This window comes from Vibrio sp. 10N.222.49.C9 (assembly GCF_041474985.1).
Taxonomy (GTDB): Bacteria; Pseudomonadota; Gammaproteobacteria; order Enterobacterales; family Vibrionaceae; genus Vibrio; species Vibrio crassostreae_C.
Map to the genome: position 1 here is coordinate 83,844 of NZ_JBFRVD010000029.1, position 21,644 is coordinate 105,487.

18 protein-coding genes are annotated in these 21,644 nt (G+C 44.1%); 10 read left to right on the forward strand and 8 right to left on the reverse strand.

The features are described from left to right. Positions 1-48 precede the first annotated feature (48 nt). Complete coding sequence (locus AB4585_RS13195; RefSeq protein WP_017059509.1) at positions 49-951, forward strand: multidrug transporter; 903 nt, start codon at positions 49-51, stop codon at positions 949-951. Between the two features lie 134 nt (positions 952-1,085). Here AB4585_RS13195 and AB4585_RS13200 read toward each other — a convergent pair whose 3' ends face one another. The 3 genes from AB4585_RS13200 to AB4585_RS13210 all read right to left on the reverse strand — a co-directional run bounded on the left by AB4585_RS13200 (position 1,086) and on the right by AB4585_RS13210 (position 5,333). Beyond that, positions 1,086-1,868, reverse strand: a complete 783-nt coding sequence (locus AB4585_RS13200; protein WP_017070633.1) for a siderophore-interacting protein — start codon at positions 1,866-1,868, stop codon at positions 1,086-1,088. 200 nt (positions 1,869-2,068) lie between these two features. After that, positions 2,069-3,547: a peptide MFS transporter gene (locus tag AB4585_RS13205; RefSeq protein ID WP_080582209.1), complete on the reverse strand. Its 1,479-nt coding sequence runs from the start codon at positions 3,545-3,547 to the stop codon at positions 2,069-2,071. A gap of 415 nt (positions 3,548-3,962) precedes the next feature. Next, positions 3,963-5,333, reverse strand: a complete 1,371-nt coding sequence (locus AB4585_RS13210; RefSeq protein WP_372170020.1) for an L-serine ammonia-lyase — start codon at positions 5,331-5,333, stop codon at positions 3,963-3,965. Between the two features lie 356 nt (positions 5,334-5,689). Between AB4585_RS13210 and AB4585_RS13215 the strand changes: the two genes are divergently transcribed. Further along, positions 5,690-6,568: a YdcF family protein gene (locus tag AB4585_RS13215; RefSeq protein ID WP_017064809.1), complete on the forward strand. Its 879-nt coding sequence runs from the start codon at positions 5,690-5,692 to the stop codon at positions 6,566-6,568. 130 nt (positions 6,569-6,698) lie between these two features. On the opposite strand, the gene AB4585_RS13220 is transcribed toward AB4585_RS13215, so the two are convergent. Beyond that, complete coding sequence (locus tag AB4585_RS13220) at positions 6,699-6,959, reverse strand: DUF333 domain-containing protein (RefSeq protein WP_017059521.1); 261 nt, start codon at positions 6,957-6,959, stop codon at positions 6,699-6,701. A gap of 302 nt (positions 6,960-7,261) precedes the next feature. On the opposite strand from AB4585_RS13220, the gene AB4585_RS13225 reads away from it, so the two are divergent. The 5 genes from AB4585_RS13225 to AB4585_RS13245 all read left to right on the forward strand — a co-directional run bounded on the left by AB4585_RS13225 (position 7,262) and on the right by AB4585_RS13245 (position 12,603). Continuing rightward, positions 7,262-7,780, forward strand: coding sequence for an NUDIX hydrolase (locus AB4585_RS13225; protein ID WP_017059522.1), 519 nt, complete (start codon positions 7,262-7,264; stop codon positions 7,778-7,780). Between the two features lie 228 nt (positions 7,781-8,008). Next, a complete protein-coding gene (locus AB4585_RS13230) occupies positions 8,009-9,772 on the forward strand; it encodes an ABC transporter ATP-binding protein (protein ID WP_102332038.1) in 1,764 nt (587 codons plus the stop codon). Then, positions 9,766-11,550, forward strand: a complete 1,785-nt coding sequence (locus AB4585_RS13235; protein ID WP_372170023.1) for an ABC transporter ATP-binding protein — start codon at positions 9,766-9,768, stop codon at positions 11,548-11,550. Before AB4585_RS13230 ends, AB4585_RS13235 begins: the two co-directional genes overlap by 7 nt. Before the next feature lie 235 nt (positions 11,551-11,785). Next, positions 11,786-12,052, forward strand: a complete 267-nt coding sequence (locus tag AB4585_RS13240; protein WP_017067627.1) for a hypothetical protein — start codon at positions 11,786-11,788, stop codon at positions 12,050-12,052. Positions 12,053-12,168: 116 nt separating this feature from the next. Then, positions 12,169-12,603, forward strand: a complete 435-nt coding sequence (locus tag AB4585_RS13245; protein ID WP_017064806.1) for a hypothetical protein — start codon at positions 12,169-12,171, stop codon at positions 12,601-12,603. Between the two features lie 77 nt (positions 12,604-12,680). Here the strand turns inward: AB4585_RS13245 and AB4585_RS13250 are convergent, their stop codons facing one another. After that, entirely contained in the window at positions 12,681-13,196 is a 516-nt protein-coding gene (locus AB4585_RS13250; RefSeq protein WP_372170025.1) for a cytochrome b, read from the reverse strand. Between the two features lie 276 nt (positions 13,197-13,472). On the opposite strand from AB4585_RS13250, the gene AB4585_RS13255 reads away from it, so the two are divergent. Continuing rightward, positions 13,473-14,312, forward strand: a complete 840-nt coding sequence (locus tag AB4585_RS13255; RefSeq protein WP_017067625.1) for a tetratricopeptide repeat protein — start codon at positions 13,473-13,475, stop codon at positions 14,310-14,312. Positions 14,313-14,473: 161 nt separating this feature from the next. Next, entirely contained in the window at positions 14,474-15,730 is a 1,257-nt protein-coding gene (locus AB4585_RS13260) for a peptidoglycan DD-metalloendopeptidase family protein (RefSeq protein WP_017064801.1), read from the forward strand. A gap of 106 nt (positions 15,731-15,836) precedes the next feature. Here AB4585_RS13260 and AB4585_RS13265 read toward each other — a convergent pair whose 3' ends face one another. Further along, a complete protein-coding gene (locus tag AB4585_RS13265; RefSeq protein ID WP_004730185.1) occupies positions 15,837-16,157 on the reverse strand; it encodes a heavy metal-binding domain-containing protein in 321 nt (106 codons plus the stop codon). A 36-nt stretch (positions 16,158-16,193) separates the two neighbouring features. Beyond that, entirely contained in the window at positions 16,194-17,141 is a 948-nt protein-coding gene (locus AB4585_RS13270; RefSeq protein ID WP_017064800.1) for a LysR substrate-binding domain-containing protein, read from the reverse strand. A 91-nt stretch (positions 17,142-17,232) separates the two neighbouring features. Between AB4585_RS13270 and AB4585_RS13275 the strand changes: the two genes are divergently transcribed. Further along, positions 17,233-18,258: a DMT family transporter gene (locus AB4585_RS13275; protein ID WP_136974876.1), complete on the forward strand. Its 1,026-nt coding sequence runs from the start codon at positions 17,233-17,235 to the stop codon at positions 18,256-18,258. Between the two features lie 42 nt (positions 18,259-18,300). Here AB4585_RS13275 and AB4585_RS13280 read toward each other — a convergent pair whose 3' ends face one another. Further along, entirely contained in the window at positions 18,301-21,324 is a 3,024-nt protein-coding gene (locus AB4585_RS13280; RefSeq protein WP_372170029.1) for an HD domain-containing phosphohydrolase, read from the reverse strand. Positions 21,325-21,644 lie beyond the last annotated feature (320 nt).

The window sequence follows — 21,644 nt, forward strand, 5'->3', positions numbered from 1 at the left end:
CACCTGTTGTCAGCCGTTGTGCTAATTCATCTATAATTTAGGAATGAAATGGAATTCTCTGCCATCGTCATCGTGACTATTTCGGCTTTGCTTCACGCGGGTTGGAACGTTCTAGGTAAATCGAATCAAGGATCGGGCTCGTCTTTCTTCTTAGCCTCTGGCTTTGCCGCTGCTGCGATATTGACTCCCTATTTGATTTGGTTCATTTACAGTGTCGGCTTTGTGGATATCACGCTTTTATTCTGGAAGCTACTTCTTTTAAGTGGTATTTGCCAAATCATCTATTTAATCGGCTTAGGTGTAGCCTACAAGCAGGCCGATATTGGGGTGATTTACCCGATGGCACGAGCGCTGCCCGTGTTGATGGTGGGTTTAGGCACGGTGTTGATAGGCTATGAGCTGTCACCTAATCAATGGTTTGGCTTCACCTTGATTACCTTGGGTTGTTTGTTTGTACCACTTAAGAAGTTTTCAGATCTTAGGTTAAAAGCGTATCTCAACCTTGGCGTACTGTGGGCGTTAATCGCGGCCATTGGTACCACGGGCTATTCCATCATTGATAAAGAAGCGCTTCTGTTACTCGATCCTTTGAGCACACCAGTTATAACTAACAAGCACACCGCGATTTTCTACCTAGGTATCCAGTTCTGGGCAATTGTGATTCCGTTGAGTGTTTGGTTATTCGTAACCAACCAAAGAATCGAGTTTACTAATGCTTGGATACTGCGAAAGAAAGCCACGCTTGCAGGCATTATGATGGCTTCGACCTATGGCTTAGTGCTGTTTGCGATGACCATGACTGAAAATGTCAGCTTGGTTGTTGCTCTTAGGCAAGTGAGTATCATTTTCGGCGTAGTGATGGGGATCTACTTTTTAAAGGAAAAGTGGCACGCGACTCGCGGTGTAGGCGTATCTCTAATTATTGCTGGCTTAGTTATCTCATTGACTTAAAAGATCGCCTGAGTGATTGGGGATTTGTGAATAGGTATCTCTATTAAGTTAAATGAAAAAACGCCCTTAGCGAAACAAACTTCGTTAAGGGCGTTTTCTCTTTATCTAGTAAGAAGCTGTAGGTAGTAAAAGACTTACCCCGCTAAATCTTGAGCATCTTGCTGTTTCAACACTTTGTGGCCATCTTCAGTGACACCACGTTTCCAGTAGCTGCTGATGTAGATGTTCTCTTTCGCGACTTCTTTTTCGTTGCGGAAGTATTGTCTTAGCTCACGCATGCTTTCAAATTCACACGCTGTCCATATTGAAACCTGACCTTCTAACCATTCTGTGTTGCGCACGGTTTGTGAAAGTGACTCTGAGGTTTCATCTTCAATCAACCAGGTTACTTTGATACCTTGAGGAGTCTCAAGTACCTGCTTATCTGCTGCTGAGTTGATCTGAATGATAGCGTGACCAGTCGCTGTTTCTGGGAGCGTTTTTACTTTTGCAGAAAGCGCAGGTAGGGACGTCATGTCTGCAACTAAGAAGAACCAGTCTGACTCTAGGTTAAGCCCCTGAATTAAACCAGGGCCAGCCACTGAAACCGTGTCACCCACTTTTGCGTTCATTGCCCATCGAGCCGCAAAACCACATTGCAAATCTGTAGTGATATGGCGAACAAAATCAACTTCAATCCACTGCTCTACAGGATTGTACTGACGAATGGTGTAAGTGCGCATGGTTGGGCGCTCACCTTCGTTTAGCTGGCTTAAATCAGTCGTGCCAAGTGGCGAGAATAAAAGCTTGATGTAGCCGCCGGCACATTCTGTTGGGTATTTACTTAATCCCTCACCGCTAAGCGTTATGCGCTGCATGTTTGGAGTAATTGTTGAGGTTTGAGTAACGGTTAATGTGATAGGGCTAGGCTTGCTCATATAAGGCTCTCTTAGATTTGGATTTCCACATCATAATCCTGAACTAAAAAACACTCAATACTAATAGTTATCATTTACTTTGATTTACACATGTACTACCTAACTTATACGACAGATCCTATTGAGAAACAGATCCTACAAAAAAGAGCCCTTTAGAAAACTAAAGGGCTCTTAGGATTGGTTTGACTCAGCGAACAGAATTAGCTGTTTGCTTGCTCTAGTTCAATCGTTTCTTCAGCGGCTTTCGCAGCTTCTAGCATCTTACGAATAATGAACGATGCTGCCATTGCGATACCTACCATCACGACGGCAAGAACAGTCAGCATTTGGAAGTAATCACCGTAAACCGTTTGCACGATCTCTTGTGTGATCTCTTGACCTTTCTCTAGTGCAATAGACGTTGAGAATACCGCGCCAACAATGCCTGATAGTGCGATAGCAACAGAGAACAAGCTTACTGAGAAGTTTTCAATGTGCTTAGGTGCAACAGACAGGATGAAGGCTACAACCATTGAACCTACAATCACTTCACCGAATGCTAGGAAGAAGTGAATCGCTAGGAAGACTTCTGGGCGGATCAGAATATCGTCACCAACTGTCGTTACTGCCATCGTAAGGATACCGAAAGCGATAGCCGTAAGGATGAAAGAGAAACCGACTTTGGTTGCAGTTGAGAAGTTAATGTTTTTCTTTTCTAGGTTAGAGAAGATACCCGCGATGATAGGGCCAGCAACCATACACCATAGTGGGTTCATTGCCATTGAAGCTTCAGGTGCGACAGGGATGAAACCAAATAGATCGCCACGCATTGTGTTGATCGCTACCATTGTCATCGAAGTCATCATCTGACCGTAGTACACGAAGAAACATGTCGTCAGGAATGTGATGATTAAGATAGTCCCCATTTTTAGCATGTCTGATTTCTTCGATTTCATCATCAAAGAGACAAAGTAGATGATCGCTGCACCACCGATTGCGTACACGATGTTTTGGCCAATATCCATGTTAGAGAACATGAAGAATACCAAGCCGATCATTGCTGCAGAAAGACCAAGGAACGCTGCCCAGTTTTTAGTGCTTACTGGTTTTTGGTCGATTTCAGCACTTGCTTCAACAAGGCCTTTGCGAACAAAGATCATCATCAGAAGCGCAGCACCGGCTAGCACCGCTGAAAGAAGGAAACCACCGTGGAAACCAACAACAAGTACTAGCATTGGGAACAGGTATTGGCCTAACAGAGCACCAATATTGTTTACTGAGTAGTTGATTGGGTAGCAGTTCTCAAAATCTTCTTGAGTTTTGAACGTGCGTTTGTAAAGACTTGGGTAAGAGGGGGACATCAAACCACGTGCATAACTTGCTAACGCAATACCACATAATGCCATCGGAACATTGGTTGCTGCTGCACCAAGTACCAGTAGAACGTAACCACTTGCGAACCCTAGGAAGGCAATGGTTAAAGATCGGTAAGCGCCTAAAAACTTGTCGGCGATAAAGCCACCTGCGATAGCAAATAGCGGTCCGATTGCAGAGAAAGCACCAACAACCATCATGGTGTCGGCTTCATTGTAGTTCAGATCTTCAAGGAAGAAACGAGTCAAGATCACCATGACGCCATAGAACGAAAGTCCGAACATCATTTGGCAGAACATCATTGATTTGTTTAATCTATTCCACATTATTTTATTCTCACGTTTGTATTAATATGTAGTGTAATTACCCGATTATAATATCATTAGTAGTAATACATAAACTGAAACATCTGTCCCAAACAGAACTTTACTCGATATATCTTTTCTTATGAGTGCATTCATATTTCTCATGAATGAGATTTGCAACGTTAGATTTTGCAAGTGGATGCATGGCGGTATGAAATTTAGCCATCATCATTTGTGGCTAAGTAATGAACTAATAAAGGGAAAGTTAGAGGTAGTCATTCTATAAGTTATTTTGAGTGAGTATCACTTTCAATTGTCTGCTGGGCTTTAGCCAATAAAAAAGCCAGCTTGGTGGCTGGCTTTGTTGAGATATTGAAAACTAAGTTTACAAGAATGCCGTCTCTATAGAGGCTTTCTCTACTCGTGTTCCTGTCTGTTACTCACACGGGGGTGCCATGTGAATCACGGCCAGGCCGCCTAGAGAAGTTTCACGGTACTTCTTGTTCATGTCTTTACCTGTTTGATACATGGTCTCGATAACCTTGTCTAACGAGATAAGACACTTGCTGGTACGTTTCAACGCCATGCGCGATGCATTGATGGCTTTCATTGCACCCATTGCGTTACGTTCGATACATGGCACCTGAACAAGGCCACCGATCGGATCGCATGTCATGCCCAGTGAGTGTTCCATCGCGATCTCAGCGGCAATACAAATCTGTTCGTTGCTACCACCACGTAGGGCAGTTAGGCCTGCTGCGGCCATTGATGAAGAAACGCCGACTTCACCCTGACAACCTACCTCTGCGCCAGAAATCGAAGCGTTGGTTTTGTATAAGATGCCGATTGCGCCAGAGACTGCCAAGAAGTCTTTAAGCTGCTTGGTGTCTAGCTCCTTGATGAAACGATGGTAGTACATCAATACCGCAGGAATAACCCCAGCTGCACCGTTGGTAGGTGATGTCACGACCTGACCGCCCGCTGCATTCTCTTCACTCACGGCAAAGGCAAATAGGTTAATCCAATCCATGATCTCCATTGGATCGTTTTCAATCGAGGCATTCGCTTCAAGCTTTTTAAGCAGAGCAGGTGCTCGACGAGTGACTTCTAGGCCGCCATCAAGGATGCCTTCCGTGTCAAAGCCACGCTGCATACACAGAGACATCACCTTCCAAATTTGGTCGGCTTTCTGGTCAATCACATCCATACCTTGGAATGAAACTTCGTTACGTAGAATTAAGCCACCAAGGCTCAGTCCTTGTTGTTCGGATAGTTCAAGCAACTGATCAGCAGAAGAGAAAGGGAACTCAACTTGAGTTTCTGCTTCCTGTTTGCCGTTTTGTAGCTCATCAGCGGTTGCGATAAAGCCACCACCAATCGAGTAGTAGGTTTCCATATCCAGAAGGCTGCCGCTTTCGTTAAAGGCAGAGATAGTCATACCATTTTCATGCAGCGGAAGGTTGGTCTTGTGGAAGAGCAGATCGCTTTCTACATCGAAATAAATTTCATGATTACCGCTAACCAATAGAGATTTATCTTCAATCGCCTTACGCATTGCTTGGTTAGCACTGGTGATTTTAATGGTGTCGGGGCGGTTACCTAGCAAACCTAACAAGGTCGCTCTGTCTGTGTGGTGACCAATACCCGTCAATGATAACGAGCCGTATAAGTCGATTTGAATACGCTTCACTTGCCTAAGCTGAGCATCAATTTTTTGGGTAAAGTTAAACCCAGCGATCATTGGTCCATTTGTGTGGGAGCTGGATGGTCCAACCCCAATTTTGTAGATATCAAAAATAGACAGCATAGTAACTTCCTGTGAAGACGGTTCGATGGACGAACTCTGTGTAAAATTTGTATTTGGTTAGTTGCACTTCTTTGAGTGAACCTGTTCTGTGGGTGAAACAGTTATGCGATAGAGCGTATTCATTGATTGAAAGGGCTCTTTTATCGACTAGTGCTAACAAGCATAGAGCGATGAAATACAAGAGCGTGCTATGTTTGCTGTAAAGCGACACGTTTATTCTTGTATTACCTAAGATGTCGCTATCAATAGTGAGCATTATTGCGAGCAACATATAAGAATTTCAAAATACTTTTGTTAACAAGTATTGTATAGATAATTCACTCCATCTAATCCCCAAAACGAGACTTGAACATAAAATGAGCATTAATCACCTCCTTATTGTGCTGGGTAAGCGACTTAATGAGAATAAATTGACTGATGAAGGAATCAGTCGAGTTGATGCTTTGGTTGAGTATCTGGCGGAGCCTTTGGTAGAAGAGTCGAATCAGCAAACTGCGGTAGCATTTTGTGGTGGGCTAACAAAAGGGCAAACACTGTCTGAAGCCGACGCGATGCACCAGTACTTTAGAAAGCTTGAAAAGCAGCGTGAACATCCGTTTTCTTTAGGGGCGATTTTGCTCGAGCAGCACTCGACCAACACTGTCGAGAACATACAGAACTTGGCCTCAGAGATGATTGCAAGCGGGCTGTTTACTCGCGGGCAAAGTGTGCAAGTGACATTCGTTTCGAATGACTACCATTTACAACGTATATTCGAGATTCAATCGCTCATGGGCGAGCAAGGTTTGCTTAAAGTTCTCATCGAGAAGTGTTCCGCACTTGGGGTAGAGCAGCAAATAGATCGCAGGTTGGAGGCTCATGTTGCGGTGCCATACCCACATCAAAGTGCTCAGGGGCAATTGTTTCTGTTGATGGACGTACTGACGACCTACCGAGTTTATCTTGAAGGTGTTTGTGCGGGCGCATTTAAGCGAGATTTAGAGTTGGTTAGACGAGAGCCAGAAAGACTGTCTTTGGAAGCATTGATCACTGCCAAAGAGCTCGTTGGGCGTTCATCTGACTTTGACATTGTGGAGAGTTTACTCCCAGCATTGGAGCGCTGTATCCAGCAGACTTCAGTGGGTACCGATGTAAAAAAAGTCAGGGAATACCTAGCTCTACTAGATACTAACCTGACTTTATTGAATCGTTATTTAGATCCGGAATCGGATCACACACATCGCTGGTGGCGATAGGTGATTATTTCTTTCTCGTGATGCCAAAAGCTAGAAGTTCAGTGCCTTCTTCAGCGATGTTTTTAACCGCTTGAACGTAATCATCGCCCATAACATTGTGCCAGAAGGCTCATGTGTTTTTTTACAGTGATTAACTTTGGTTTTCTGAATCTTGCTCATGGTTATTGCGGTAGTACTCCCACTGTTCAATGCGCTCGCCGTCATCGAATACACAGTAAGTTGTACGCTGATTGTTTTCAGTAACCGTGTCTAATTCACCGTCTTGTTGAACACAATAAACCGCTGCTGGGTTAGCGACTGAAACACGTTGGCCCTCGCTATATTCTGCATAGTCGTTTGCACAACCGCCTAATACAACGGCACATACAGCCATCAAACCAATTTTCTTCATGTCTATCTCCTACGTGATAACTCTATAATCGAATGCGTTAAGTTCTACAGAACCAAATGAGAAGCTCTATGAAATTAGTATATTTTAGATTTCAGAAAAGGTTGTCCTAATTTGGTCAAGATATTGAAATAGGTTGATATTTCTTCATGTTTAACGACTTTTTGAGTGTTAGATCAAGCTAAGTGGATTCAAGTTACCGTAGGAATATCTCCGTCCGATCCGTTCTGGTTAGCGGTTGTGAACCTCGAATCTATTGATGATTATGATATGATGCCGCCAAATTCAGTAGAGCAGTCAGAATCATGAGACACCTAAAAACAACCATCCATCCTGATATCGACCATCTAGACAATAAAACGGTCTATAAGCGCAACGCTGCCCGTGCCATTGTGTTAGATGGTGAAGACATTCTGATGCTGTATACAGAGCGTTATCACGACTACACCATTCCTGGTGGTGGTTTGGATGAAGGGGAAGATGTGATCGCAGGTATGGTTCGTGAACTCGAAGAAGAGACTGGCGCGAAGAATATCCATAGCATCAAGCCGTTCGGCATTTTTGAAGAGTTTCGTCCTTGGTACAAAGATGATGCAGACATGATGCACATGATTTCTTACTGCTACTCATGCAAGATCGATCGTGAGCTTGGTGAAACGGCTTACGAAGATTATGAAGTGAAAAACGGGATGAAACCGGTGTGGATGAATATCCATGAAGCGATCGCTCATAACGAAAAGACCATGGCAGAGAGCCCTAAGAAGGGCATGAGTATTGAACGTGAAACCTTTTTGCTGCATTTGATTGCCAAAGAGATGCTTTAGCCGTTATCAATACTAGCCTGCTAAGCTATTTATTTGCCGCCACTTTTGGCGGCAAAGTTGTTTCTAGCAATGCTAAAACTTAATACCCGAAACTAATTATTGAATATGGTTGATATTGTCAACTAAGTGTTTTTGATGTATCTTTACCTCAGCGATGAACCTATCTAGCTTAACTGCCCGGTTATATCGTTAAATCTCGCTGTGAGCCTGCCCTAAACAAAGAATACTATGAATAAAAGACAGTTTATTGCCCATTATCTGCGCATGAATCGCACCTCGTACTTATTGGCGATTGTGTTCATCTTTCTCGTCAACTGGTTACAAGTAGAGATCCCTCGTTATATCCAATTGGCGATAGATTTGATTGATGATGCCTCTTCAACTGGCCACCAACAGCTTCAAACCTATGTTTGGATTGTGGTCGGGATGTCGGTTGCCATGGTGGTGGTGAGAATTCTGTCTCGTATCTATGCGCTTAATCCGGGGCGAATTACAGAGGCCGCACTTAAAAGTACACTTCTACAAAAGTTGAATCGCTTACCGAGCAGCTTTCACGAACGCTTTGCTTCGGGTCGACTGATCTCGATTATCAACAATGACCTTAGTGGCATTCGACTGCTGTTTGGTGTCGGCTTCTTGCAGTTCTTCAATGCCTTACTTGCGTTGTCGTTGACGCCTCTTTACATGTGGCGCATATCGCCAGAACTCACACTGTATTCGATCATTCCTATCTCAATCGCTTTTGTGATTTTCCGTGTGGGCTTCAAGCGTATGAAAATACTGCATTTAGAGCACATGAAGCGTCTACAAAACCTGTCTGCTCAGCTAATGAGTTACCTGTCTGGGATTGATCTCATTAAGAGCCAGCAGATGTCACCTTGGGTGAAAGCCGAAACTGAAAAGCTGAACCAGTTATTGCTTGAATGCCGCCTTAAAATTACACGCATTCAAGTCTTCTTTATGCCGGTACTCGACTACGCCAATGACCTGATGAAAATCATCATTCTTGGGCTTGGTGGCTACATGTTAATGAGACAGGAACTCACACTTGGTGAGATTACCGCCTTTCTGACTTACTCGGTTTTGCTCGCTATGCCATTGATGCAACTTGGCAGAATCGCGACCATTTATCAGCGTGGCATGGTAGGTATTCAAAGTGCACAAACCATTCTTAATGCCAAAGTCCCGGAGCTTGATGAAGATAAGCTGACTGAACTAGATGTTGAATCACTGAAGGGAAAAACGTTTTCTGTTCGCAACCTCAGCTTCAGCTATTCAGGTGAAGAACGCGTGATTCTCGATGACATCAGCTTTGATATTCCAACAGGTAAGAAAGTGGGTGTGTTAGGCGGGATCGGAGCGGGTAAAACGACATTAGTGAACTGCTTAAACCACCACTTGGATGTACCACAAGGTTCTGTTTTCCTTGGTGAAAGAGATGTCACTAGCTTCTCACGCAGTGACTTACGCCGTTACGTGAAAACCGTGACTCAAGACCCTTACCTGTTTTCAGCAACCGTCGAAGACAATATCCGCTTTGGTAGCCTAGATACCGATTTGGCAAAGAGTCAGGTTGATGAAGTGCTAGAGCTCAGCCAGTTGGCTAGTGATGTGACACGTTTTGAACACGGCGATCAAACCTTAGTCGGTGAGAAAGGGATCATGTTGTCAGGTGGTCAGAAGCAGCGCTTAAGTATTGCGCGTGCTTTATTGCAACCCACCGACCTGATCATCATGGATAACGTTCTATCGGCTGTCGACTATGAAACAGAACGTAAGATCTTGGAAGGTTTGTTTAAACGTTTGGAAAATCAATCGGTTCTTGTGGTTTCACACCGCGTTAATGCCCTTGAATATATGGATGAAGTCATCGTGTTGAACGAAGGTAAAGTGATCGCGAAGGGCGACCACGCCACGTTATTGAAAACCTGTGATTACTATTACGATACATGGCAACTACAGCAGAATGAAACGGAGGCAGCAGCATGTTAAAACGTGTTGATCTCAAGTACCTCAAGCACTTTTTTAAGTTTGCTAAGAAATACAAAGGCTCTGCGATTCTGGGCATCGCTATGCTTCCTCTTTCTGTCATCACGAGCTTGTTGTTCCCTTGGCTGATCATTCAAGTGATCGATGTTCACCTGAGTCACGGGGATATGGATGGACTGCTCGAGTACGTCTTCTATCTCGTTGCCGTGCTGGTGGCGAGCTATGTGGTGGATACCACCTATTCGTACAACCTACGTAAAACCGGGCAATACACGATAACTGACATGCGCTCAGTGTTGTTTGCTCGCGTGCTCAAACTGCCACGCAGCTATTTTGATAACACACCGATTGGTGTCACGCTTTCACGATTAACCAGTGACTTGGAAACCATCGGCGAGACATTTGTTCAGTCGGTTGTAGGTCTAGTTAAAGACAGCATCAATACCATTGCTCTGTTGGTGATGATGTTCTTCATTGACTGGCAGTTAACGATGATTGTGTTGATTATCATGCCGCCAGTGATGTATTTGACGGTGTATGTGAGAAACCGACTTCGTGCTTTGTATAAGGTGACTCGTTCTTCGCTCGCTCGTGGTATTGGCTTTTTACAAGAAGTACTATTTGGTATGAAAACCGTTCAGATGTATCGAGCGGAAGAGCAAGTCGAACAACGCTACCAAGGCTATACTGATGAGTTTCTGAGAGCGCAGAAGAAAATCAATAAATACGATGCGATTTTGTTCTCATTTATCTCTGGCATCACCTCAATCACGATCGCAATTATGATCTGGTATGGCTCTGAGCAAGTGATAGAAGGGGCACTCACCTTGGGTGTGTTGATCGCATTCATCAACACCTTAGAGAAAGTGTTTGTTCCGATCCGTGACTTTACTTCGCAGATCGCTTCGATTCAGAGTTCATTTGCAGCGTTTGACCATATTGAAGAGCTGTTTGTTGAGCCGACTGAAGAGGAAGGGCGTAACCTGCTGCCATCGAGCAAGGTTGAAAAACAGCTCGAACAGTTTGTGAGCCTGGAGTTTAAGAACGTGAGCTTCCGTTACAAAGACGATTCTCCCTACGTTCTAAAGAATGTTTCGTTCGTACTGGAGAAAGGGCATCAAATCGCGCTTGTGGGTTCGACGGGGTCGGGCAAGTCGACGATTCTGCGTCTAATCTCTAAAACCTACCAAGACTATGAAGGCAGCATTCTACTGAATGGAATAGAGCTGTCGCAGATCTCTAGTGAAGACTCTGCTCATTTGTTCTCAATGATGATGCAAGACGTGCACTTATTTGAAGAGACCATCCAATTCAATATCGCGCTGGGCAAAACGCATCTATCTAGAACTGAGGTTGAACAGGCGGCGCGCTATGTTTATGCCGATAAGTTTATTGAACAATTGCCACAAGGTTATGACTTCCACTTGGAAAAGAACGGCTCTAACTTGTCTGTAGGGCAAACGCAGCTTATCTCGTTCGCTAGAGCGGTTGCACAGGGCGGTCAATTGATGATGCTTGATGAGGCGACCAGTTCGGTAGATTCAATCACTGAAGACCTGATTCAAAAAGCAATGCAGCGCCTTTTCAAGGAAAAAACCGTGATTGCGATTGCACACCGTTTGAGTACCGTTCGTCACTCAGATACGATTTTGGTGTTGGAAAAGGGTGAAATTGTTGAGCAAGGTAATCATCAACAGCTGGTGGCACACAATGGTATTTATGCTGGCTTGTTACAAGAATCGATTGTAGAAACGGGCGATTCTCAAGTAACGGTTGCCTGATCACCTCAAATCAGGTTTACCGTTATCGATACTATGAATTGGTGTTGCTTATGTTTCACCAATTTCTATTCTTTTCTAGTATTCCCAGTAGCTTAGGGAAAATAAAACATATTTTACGATTATTAATATGTTATGATCTCCCTACTACTAAAGGGGTGTCTTAGGGCATCGGGATGTATGCAAGCAAAAAGAACCGGCTTGTGTCAGTCACTTTCTGGCGAATATGGAATCGAAAATGTTGTTGGAAGAAGTTGTAGAAATTATCGAATTAACCGACTCAGACCATTTATCTCAAGCAATGGAACTGTTTAACGAGCATGGTTTTGTTGATACTGAGTCTTTACCTTTTATGAATGTTGTTTTTGAAACAGCACCAGATCAACTTGCGAAGAAGCTGTCGCAGATTGGTTTTAAAGGTTTAGTGCAAGTCGAAAAGAATGAAGATGCATCGGGCTTCACCATTATTGATGCTGACCGCGTTCTGCTAAAAGATTCTGCTTAGTTGAAAGGCTCTGCTTAGCTGCAAGATTCTTCTTAATGACAAGAATAAGATTCAGCTTAGTGAAAAGACTCTATCCAGTTCAGTAACACCCGTTATGATTATTTGAGGTTAACACAGTGACAACAGCAACCGTTTCATCAACAGAACAACATATTTCCAACGAACATGCGCTTTTAGGCGCATCGTTATTAGCGTCTCAAAAAGTTGAGTTGGCTCTGTTCAGTGTGATCTCTAAATTAGCTAAAGCCCTATCAAAAGAGCAGCAACAGTCATTAGGTTTGGATTTGGATACCTTTTTAAGGGAGAAGCCAAGTGAACAAGCCTCGACTCTGAGCCGCTACGAAAATACGTTTGGTGAACAACTTCCTTTGAAGGCTAATGAACTCAACGATTTTATTTATCATCGAAACTTGGTCACTCGTGGCTTTTGGCGTGTGACTGGTGCTGATGTTAAAGGCGGTGAGAAACTTGCTAACCCAGAGCTTTATTTAAAAGAGTTCTTGGCTAAATGTGAATACTGGCAAGTGATGATTGATACTCAAACCAAGTAATCAAATTGAAATAAGAAAGCCATAGCGAACATGCTATGGCTTTTTTGTTTGTGCAAACCGTGTTGAATTCTCTGAATCTAGAGCATCATCTTCAATACATAGTTCCTAGAGACAAAGTGGTGTTTAAGTGCGGCACTGATATGCAGCACAATTAAACAGGCTAGGGCAATACAACTGGCACGATGGAAATAGAAAAAGAAGCCGTTGATTGCAGAGTCGGTAATTAGATTATTTACGCTCACTAACCAAAATAAAGAGTACGGTTCTTTTAGCATTAAGTAGCCGGTGCTGAAAACCATAAACATCACAAGATACATCAAAGAGTGTGCAAGCTTGGCAACGCATTTTTGCCCTTCAGGCACAGAGGTTGGCATGCTTGGCGACGAGCGAAAGTGGCTCCAGATATAACGAACCACAAGCAATGGTGTCGCAACGGTCGCCAATGACATGTTGAGCATTGACAGAAAAGAAAACAGCTCTGGATGATTGGTGACATAGTGCATCACATACCCTGTGATTGTTGCATAGATGATTACAGAAGCCATTACCCAGTGCAGTACACGGCTTACTAAATCGTATCGTGGATTATTCAAATTAACCTCGTTCTGATCGTTATTAATATAAGATTCATCTCGATGCAATAAACCATTTTTCGGTATATTCGCATCGCGAATTAATCATATAGAACAGTATTACGCGGTATTTTTATAATTTAGAAATTAATGATGTTGCTTCAGGTGTTTTATAATTATCAATGATGTTTTAGAGTGTTAATTCCAATATGGACATAGCAAACTTGTCGACTTCCTAGCTTGTATGCCTATTACGAGATACAGTTAGTCTAAATATAAACATATAAGGAATGTATAATGCTTCGAATCTTATTGGTTGCAGTTATCTCGGTGTTCAGCACGATGAGTTTTGCAAGCGAAGATGTTAAGTACTCGGAACAAGAGTATTTGGATAGACCGCTGATGGAACGCTATATCTTGGATGAGTTGAAGCAGCTTCGAATGGAACAGCAGGATCTTGAAAGACGCTTGACCATTCAGATGACTGACCGGGAACTGACTGTGGCAGACAAGTCTCTGAATTACGCCAATGTAACCGTAACCTACTTCTTCTACATTATTGCTGGTGTGGCCTCTCTTATCGCGCTGGTGGGTTGGCAATCCATCAAAGAGCTTAAACACACAACTCAAGACATGGCTGATAAGCGACTTAATTCTATCGCTCAAGACTATGAGAAGAAGTTTAATGTTCTTGAACGGGATCTTAAGCGCAAGACCAGAATCATTTCCGACAACAACCGCGAAATTGAAATTATCAATGAGATTCATAACCTATGGTTGAGAGCACAGAACGCACAAACGGCAGAGCAAAAAATTGAAATCTACGATGAAATACTGAAGGTTCGTCCTGGAGATTTAGAAGCACTTACTGCCAAAGCTGACGCTGCTATGGATATACAGGAATACCACTGGGCAATGAGTCTTTGTAACCGTGTATTAGAAGTCGATGACCAAAATGCTCATGCCTTGTATCAACGTGCTTGCGCCTATGCTCGATTAGGGGCAGAAGGTCAAGCTATCGATGACTTAGAGCGCGCTATTGAAGCCAGTGGGTCCATGAGAGAGCTGCTAACTGAAGAGCCGGACTTTGAGATGCTGCGAGGCTTAGAACGCTTCGAAGTACTTCGTGAAGAGTAATATGAGGTAAAGATCCGTGTTAACTAAGGTGGTGGGCTTTGCATGCTCACCATACTTTCACACCTATCGCGCTATGGTTTCTTACATTTCATTTATTTTTTTGATTTAATTGTTATGTTATAACACTTTCTAAGTTCCTCGTTATAACCGCTAAGTATTTTATGAAGTTCCTCCGTATAGGTCTGATCGTTACTGCGATCAGCGCATTTTCCCTTGCTGCTTTGCTCTCTTTTCACTCCAAACCAGCACCAGAAATCTCTATCAAAATAACACCTTACCAAGGTTCTCAACCTAATGATAAGGAAGTCATCGACTCGCAAGCGACTCCCAACTCTTTGGTTAAGGTCCATTATTTTGTGAAAGTTGGCGATACGCTAAGCAACATCTTTTCGTCATGGCAACTGCCATATGGAACCGTTCAAAAGGTGATGGAAGCGGATCTGGAGTCTTTGAAACTCGACACAATAAAACCTGGTGACCATCTAGAGTTGCTTTTGGATAGTGACTCAAAACAGCTTGTGGAGCTGATTTATCACGAGAGTTTGGTTGAGCAAGCAGCCTTTACTCGAAACGATGATGGTAGCTTCACCTATAAATTCCACGAGATCCCAGGCGAATGGAAAGAAAAACTCTATGCGGGTAGTGTTCACGGTAGCTTTTCAACGTCAGCCTACAAAGCGGGGTTAACTACTAACCAGATAGCCAATATCACCCGCACACTAAAAGACAAAGTCAACTTCGCTCGAGAGCTGAGAGCTGGTGATAGCTTCAATGTATTGGTCAAAGAGCAGTACACGGATGATCACCTAACGGGTAAAACAGAAATTCAAGGTATCTCAATTCAATTAAGAAACCGAGAAGTCGCAGCTTTTCTAGCACCAGATGGTCTTTTTTATGACAGAGAGGGAAATAGTCTAGAGCAAGCCTTTGATAGATACCCAGTCGACAGAAAATTCCGAAGAATCACTTCTTCGTTCAATCCGACACGAAGACACCCAGTAACTGGGCGAATCTCACCGCACAATGGTACCGACTTTGCGACACCTGTTGGTTCACCTATCTACTCAACTGGTGATGGTCGAGTGGTGGCACTTCGTGACCACCCGTATGCTGGTAAATATTTGGTGATTGAACACAACAGCGTATATACGACGCGTTATCTTCACTTGAGCCGCTTCTTAGTTAAGAAAGGTCAGCAAATTAAGCGAGGTCAGAAAATTGCGCTATCGGGTGCTACTGGTCGTATTACTGGCCCGCACTTGCACTTTGAGGTATTGGTTCGTGGTCGCGCCGTCGATGCGATGAAGGCGAACTTACCAATGGCAAGCTCAATTATGCCTAAAGATAGAAAAGAGTTTTTGGCTCGAATTGCCTCTTTTGATGCCATGATTTCTGAGCCAGAAGATCGTGCGAGTTAGAGATATTCAAGCCTAGTTTGGCAGCGAATACAATAACGCCCCTTAGCTAGCGATTCAGCTAAGGGGCGTTTTTCTAGGTAATCGCATGATTTAGCGAGTGATTCAGTTAAGCAACCACCACTGCCGTGCCACTAGCAGAGACCATCAACATGCCATTACCTGTTCCCAAGACTTCGTAATCAATATCTACGCCTACCACCGCGTTGGCACCCGCTTCAATCGCTTTCTGTTCTAACTCTTTGAACGCGTAGTTACGTGCTTTTTCCAGTTCTTTCTCGTAGGTGCCAGAACGTCCACCCACAAAGTCACGAATTCCTGAAAACATATCTTTGAAAACGTTCACCCCTAGAATGGCTTCTCCGGCAATAACCCCTTTGTAATCGACAATGCGCTTGCCTTCGACTGATTGTGTGGTGGTAATAATCATAATGGCCTCTTGTAAGCTTGCTGAGCTGTCACTCGCTTATTGATTGATAGTTTGGTCTTGCTCTTGAATGTCATCGTTCAGTGCTGTCTCTGAGCGTGTGAATTCATGTCTTAACCATGTTCTCAGTTTTAGCACACTTTCTTGTTTTAATTTGTTTTTTGGGCAAACAAAGTAAAAATCTTGGTGCGGGTTAGCAACCGGTTTACCCAGTTCGACAAGCATCCCATGGCTGATATCATCTTTCACAAACAAGCGATGCGTTACTAGTACGCCTAACGAACGAATTGAAGCTTGCACCGCTTGAATGGAGACATCGAATGTCAGGTTGCTATGGAATGTGGGCATTGGGATTTGGTAATTGTCGCACCACACTTGCCAGTCGTGTTGTCGCCTGAGGTTAAAAACGCCAATGGTCGGGTTTTGTTTGACGAGTTGTTCGACGCTCAATCCGGTCTGGTTTTTTAATATCGTAGGGCTACACACCAAGACTAGGTCATCGTCGCCCAGTTTCTCGCTGTAATATTGTTCCCACTCGTTGGGTTTGCCATGTACAAGCGCAACATCGACCCCTTCCTGCTCGATATCGAAAGGGCCAGTTAGCGTCGAAATGCGGATATCAAGTGAGGGAGCGAAGGCTTGGAAGTCGGGAACTCGTGGGATCCACCAGTGCATCGCTAGCGAATTGACCATGTTGAGGGTAATGCGGTGGTCGTTAGGCGTTCTGGCAAGCTCTTCGGTCGCCTCTATCACTTGCTCAAGTGCGGGAGCAACTTTGCGGTAATATCGCTTACCTGCGGCATTAAGAACAACACGACGACCGACTCGTTGAAACAGAGGCTTGTTGACCAGTTGTTCTAACGACTTTATCGCTTGGCTTACCGCAGAGTGACTGACGTACAATACCCGCGCGGCGTCGGTCATGCTGCCAGTCTCAGCAACAGCAATGAAAGCATAAACGGATTTAAGCGGAACGAGTTTTTTCATTGGTAAGTTTTCCTTACAGTTATAGTTAATATTACTCGCTATTTTTCATTACGTCACGCCTCTAAAATAGATGTCATAGGAGGTGATAATTATGTCTGATATTACCAAGGCGACGACTTTCATGTTGTTGTCGACGTTCAGTTTGTCTTTAAGTGGCTTGATGGCCAAGTATCTATCTGAAGTGATGCCCACTTCGTTACTCAGTTTTGTGCGTTTTTTGTTACCCAGTCTGTTTTTATTTCTTTTCCTGACCTTTTACAAAATCAGCAAGCCGACACGAGAAATGTGGAAACCTTTGGTGATGCGGGCGATCTTTATGGTGGCGTGTCAGTGGTGTTTCCTTACTTCACTGCAAACCTTAACGCTTGTTGAAGGGGTTGTGTTGTTCAGTACGGGGCCTCTGTTTATTCCATTGTTAGAAAAGTTAATATTTAGAACCAAGATTCATACAACGACGATCGTGTGTTTAGCTGTCACCTTTGTTGGCGTAGTTATGATGGCGGGCGATTGGTCGCAGTTTGAGTTGGGTTCGGAGTTCTTTAGACCTGCGCTTCTTCTTGGGCTTCTCGCTGGGGTATTTAATTCTGGCTCGCAAGTGAGTTTGTACCGAGCGTCTAAAACTAGCCTGACACCAGCAGAGCTTAACGCGTGGACCTTTTTAGTCGCGGCAATCATTGTTATTCCAATGGTGGTGTTTACTTCACTTTCTGCGGTGCCCGATGTGCTTGAAAGTGCTGAAAAAGGCTTCGTGTCGGCGTTACTGTCTTTTGACGATTTACGCTGGATTGTTCTCGGATCACTTGGTCTTGCACTGTTTACCATCAATACCCAAATCTTCCGTTCCAAGGCGTATAAGCTTGCAGACAGTGGCTCCCAGTTGGCACCTCTGATTTTTACTAACATGCTGTTTAGCGCGCTTTGGCAGGGCTTGTTCTTTGATGATGTGTTTTCTACACAGCAGATGATTGGCATTAACCTGATTGTCGTGGCGAGCATCACCAATACATTGCTGGCAAAAAGACACAGCAAGGCGAAAGCCAAACAAAAACCGCACACCACAGTGGCTGTAGCGACTGTAGTGGACGTTGCGGTATTGGACTCGGCAGCTAAAAGCTAACCATTGAGTTATGGCTTATCCTCTGAATGGTTAATTTAAAACTTAGAACAATGAGCGTATGTATTCTTTTACTCGGTCGATGTGTTCGTGCGGGTCAATCTCGCAGCGTTGGTTCATTTCTAGGAATCGCTCAGCGTATTTATCGTAGATTTTGTTTTCCAAAAACAGCAGATACAACTTGGGATCGATATGACCGCTGGTGGCCATGTCGGTCATGATGTTGAGTGATTCGCTTAAGAGTTTACCTTTCTTATAAGGGCGATCACTAGAGGTGAGTGCTTCAAAGACATCAGCAATTGCCATTGCTCTGGACGGCAGAGGTAACTGGTCTTCGTTTAAGCCTCTTGGGTATCCCTTACCGTCGATACGTTCGTGGTGTCCGCTGGCGATATCCGGAATGTTTTGAAGGTAAGGCGGGTAAGGCAACTTGTTGAGCATGGTGAAGGTTTGGATAATATGATCGTTGATCATGAAACGTTCTTCATCGTTTAGCGTACCACGGCGTACTTTCAAATTGTGCAGTTCACCTTGGTTGTATTTAACTTCTCCGGGCTTAAGTACAAACGCTTCTTGCCATACATCGGCAGGGTTAAAGCCATTGTCCCAAGGTATTTTATGCTCCGGTTTGTCTGCAAGCAGAGGCTCCATGACAGGCAAACCATTTTCCTGACTTGTTGGCTCAGTTCTCTCTTTCTCAACCGACTCTTTTTGGGTGTTAAATCTCTCTTTTTCAGACCAAGACAAACCCAATTGATCATCCAGTGTACGTTTCCATTGGCGTTTGGCTATTTGATCTAAGCGTTCTAACTGCTCTTCCGTCATAGATTCGCCGCCAAGATTACACTCAGCAACGAAGGCAAACTCCTCATCCAGTTCAGACAGGCTTTGTTCGAGTATTTTGAGTTGTTCTTCTTGTAGTGCACCGTTCGCCATCGCTTTCCAGTAATCGGTTTCCGCTTGCTGTTTCAACAACTCAAAACGCATTCGCACTTCGTGGATTCGGTCGTAAATGGTTTCCAGTTTTGTTGCCTTATCTACCACATATTCAGGCGTGGTCACCTTGCCGCAGTCATGAAGCCAAGCGGCGAGCATCAACTCTTCCCACTGTTTACTGTCCAATGAGAATTGCGGGTAATAGCGGTCATCATCTATGGTTGCTTGAGTTAGCCATTTGGTGAGCTCAGGCACTCGTTGGCAATGCCCGCCCGTATAAGGTGACTTGGTATCAATCGCCGATGCAATCAGCTCAATAAAGGCATTAAGCATGTCTTTTTGTTGCTGCATTTGGTCGATGTTGTCTTTCGCTATTTCCGCAAAGCTGAGCAACTCTCTTAAAAAGGCGTGCTTGTCTGCCTGCATCTTGGTAATTGGTCTCTCATAGCCAATTGCCACAATCCCTACCAACAGTTTCTCTCGGTTTAATAGTGGAAATAGGTACAGGTCTGAATTGAAGATCGAATCTTGGTAATAGTTGAGAACATTGTCTTCTCTGTTCAAATGGATCGTCTCACCAGATTTAAGCTGACACAGCAACCAAGGCGTGTGTTTGATGAAGTCATTGATGTCGGCCTTAAAAGGAAGAATGGCAAGGTTGGCTGCCGTATCAAACACGTCTTTCTCTTTGGATTGAGTGAAAAGGACAATGGTTTCTGCTTTGGTAATTAAATAGCTTTGATGAGCAATGTTCTTGGCTAAGATCGAAAACTCCTGATTCCCGGCGGTGTCTCGAAGTAGGGTAATCAGATCATGAAGCGTGTGTTCCATTAGCTCAATCGAGTGGGCGAGGTTAGCCACTTCTTGAATCATGCTTTTGGGATAATGAGTACGCCTGAAGTCGAACCGAGCGATGTTGTCGGTGAGTTGCATCAGCGTATTGAGCGGCTGAGACAGTCGATTAGCAACAAACCATACGATAGCGAAGCAGATGAACAACATCCCAATCGCGACCGCAACTTGCTTGTCTCGCATCGAGATAAGATCAGCGAGCAGCTCATTGTGTGGCGTCGCTTCTGCCAAGTATAAGGTGACATTTTGAGTCAGTTGAACCGGCGTTAGCGTTAGTGCCCAAGTGTTTAAGTTGTACTCAACGTTTTTTAGATTGAGGTTAAACTTCTCTTCATCAGAGATAAGCGGCGCAATAACGGACGCTTTCAATGCTTCCATCTGTTCACGTTTGGGCACATTAAAGAAGCTTTGGTCTTGCTCACTGCCAGAGAGATTCCCCGTCGTTTGGTTGTTCGTTTGCTCAGTTTTACTTGTGTCATCAGATTGGGAGTCAGGCTTGGGTACTGATAGCTCAAGTTGATGCTGACCGAGAAGATTAAAATGTTGATCGAACAAGGCGAGTCGGGTTTGCGGAGAATAAGCTAATTCACTGATCTGAGAAGAGAGGGAACTCAACGTAAAGTCGGCACCAACCACATGCTTGCCATCGGCAGAACGCCTAGAGAGTGTAATGCCATTGGTTTGCAGGAAATAGAATAGATAGGGCTCAGAGAGTTGTATTGAGCCATCAGGCTTTGCGTTACGAAACCAAGGACGAGTGGTGGGGTTGAACTTACTCTCTGCTTGTCGAGTACTGATCACTTGATGTGCGCCATCAAGATAGGTAATAAAGTTTTCACCGTCTAGATTGGTGCTGCTGACCATCATGGTCGCTTTAGCGGGGGCGCTGTTTTCGGCTCTCTGTTTATTGGTGCTTAATGGACGAAAGATTCTGAAGTCACCATCTTCAGAACCATAAAATAGAGCGACCAAATTGGTGTTTTGCTTGAAGATGATATCGACCGAAGCAAGCCAAGAGTCTTTTTCGACAGCGGAAGCTTGATGAGCAACAAACGGGCTCACCGCCATCACATTTAAGGTTGTGATAACAGGGGCAATGGCTTGTTTAAATACTGATTCCAGTTTGTCGCGGTGCTCATTACTGATCTCGCGCACTGTGCCTAGCAGCAGCTCTTGGGAGTGCCGATAACTTATCGAAATCAATACCGCACCGACAAGTGTTGTCAAAATTAGGAAAAGGCTAGTGATGTGGATACTCAGCGGATATCGTCTTCTTCTCATCTAACACTCCGGTTTGTAGACTGGTTTAAGTATTGACGAACTTGGGTAGGTTGCAAAAAATTGGCGCAATTACCGAGTGTGTGCGGTTCTACTTAGATAAGGCCAAGCGCTGGCTGGCTCTGGTTAGCCACGTATTCCCGTGTCGTGTAAATGAACCAGTAATAAACCTTTATGTTTGGGTGCTAATTGTCACTTTCAGCTGATAAACTGGCCGAATTGTTGCCATTAGGCATTCATTTTCTGAAGTATTCTTTTCCTGAAAGAGATTCAGAGTTACTTTCTGAAAAACGTATTTTGACCGAGCGAAGAGGGCATTGATT

What these genes read in the sequence shown, in the direction of transcription:
- AB4585_RS13225 (WP_017059522.1), top strand. Translation starts at nt 7,262, where the DNA reads ATGAGACACCTAAAAACAACCATCCATCCTGATATCGACCATCTAGAC.
- AB4585_RS13260 (WP_017064801.1), top strand. Translation starts at nt 14,474, where the DNA reads ATGAAGTTCCTCCGTATAGGTCTGATCGTTACTGCGATCAGCGCATTT.
- AB4585_RS13220 (WP_017059521.1), bottom strand. Translation starts at nt 6,959, where the DNA reads ATGAAGAAAATTGGTTTGATGGCTGTATGTGCCGTTGTATTAGGCGGT.
- AB4585_RS13205 (WP_080582209.1), bottom strand. Translation starts at nt 3,547, where the DNA reads ATGTGGAATAGATTAAACAAATCAATGATGTTCTGCCAAATGATGTTC.
- AB4585_RS13195 (WP_017059509.1), top strand. Translation starts at nt 49, where the DNA reads ATGGAATTCTCTGCCATCGTCATCGTGACTATTTCGGCTTTGCTTCAC.
- AB4585_RS13215 (WP_017064809.1), top strand. Translation starts at nt 5,690, where the DNA reads ATGAGCATTAATCACCTCCTTATTGTGCTGGGTAAGCGACTTAATGAG.
- AB4585_RS13235 (WP_372170023.1), top strand. Translation starts at nt 9,766, where the DNA reads ATGTTAAAACGTGTTGATCTCAAGTACCTCAAGCACTTTTTTAAGTTT.
- AB4585_RS13240 (WP_017067627.1), top strand. Translation starts at nt 11,786, where the DNA reads ATGTTGTTGGAAGAAGTTGTAGAAATTATCGAATTAACCGACTCAGAC.
- AB4585_RS13280 (WP_372170029.1), bottom strand. Translation starts at nt 21,324, where the DNA reads ATGAGAAGAAGACGATATCCGCTGAGTATCCACATCACTAGCCTTTTC.
- AB4585_RS13265 (WP_004730185.1), bottom strand. Translation starts at nt 16,157, where the DNA reads ATGATTATTACCACCACACAATCAGTCGAAGGCAAGCGCATTGTCGAT.
- AB4585_RS13270 (WP_017064800.1), bottom strand. Translation starts at nt 17,141, where the DNA reads ATGAAAAAACTCGTTCCGCTTAAATCCGTTTATGCTTTCATTGCTGTT.
- AB4585_RS13275 (WP_136974876.1), top strand. Translation starts at nt 17,233, where the DNA reads ATGTCTGATATTACCAAGGCGACGACTTTCATGTTGTTGTCGACGTTC.
- AB4585_RS13200 (WP_017070633.1), bottom strand. Translation starts at nt 1,868, where the DNA reads ATGAGCAAGCCTAGCCCTATCACATTAACCGTTACTCAAACCTCAACA.
- AB4585_RS13255 (WP_017067625.1), top strand. Translation starts at nt 13,473, where the DNA reads ATGCTTCGAATCTTATTGGTTGCAGTTATCTCGGTGTTCAGCACGATG.
- AB4585_RS13230 (WP_102332038.1), top strand. Translation starts at nt 8,009, where the DNA reads ATGAATAAAAGACAGTTTATTGCCCATTATCTGCGCATGAATCGCACC.
- AB4585_RS13210 (WP_372170020.1), bottom strand. Translation starts at nt 5,333, where the DNA reads ATGCTGTCTATTTTTGATATCTACAAAATTGGGGTTGGACCATCCAGC.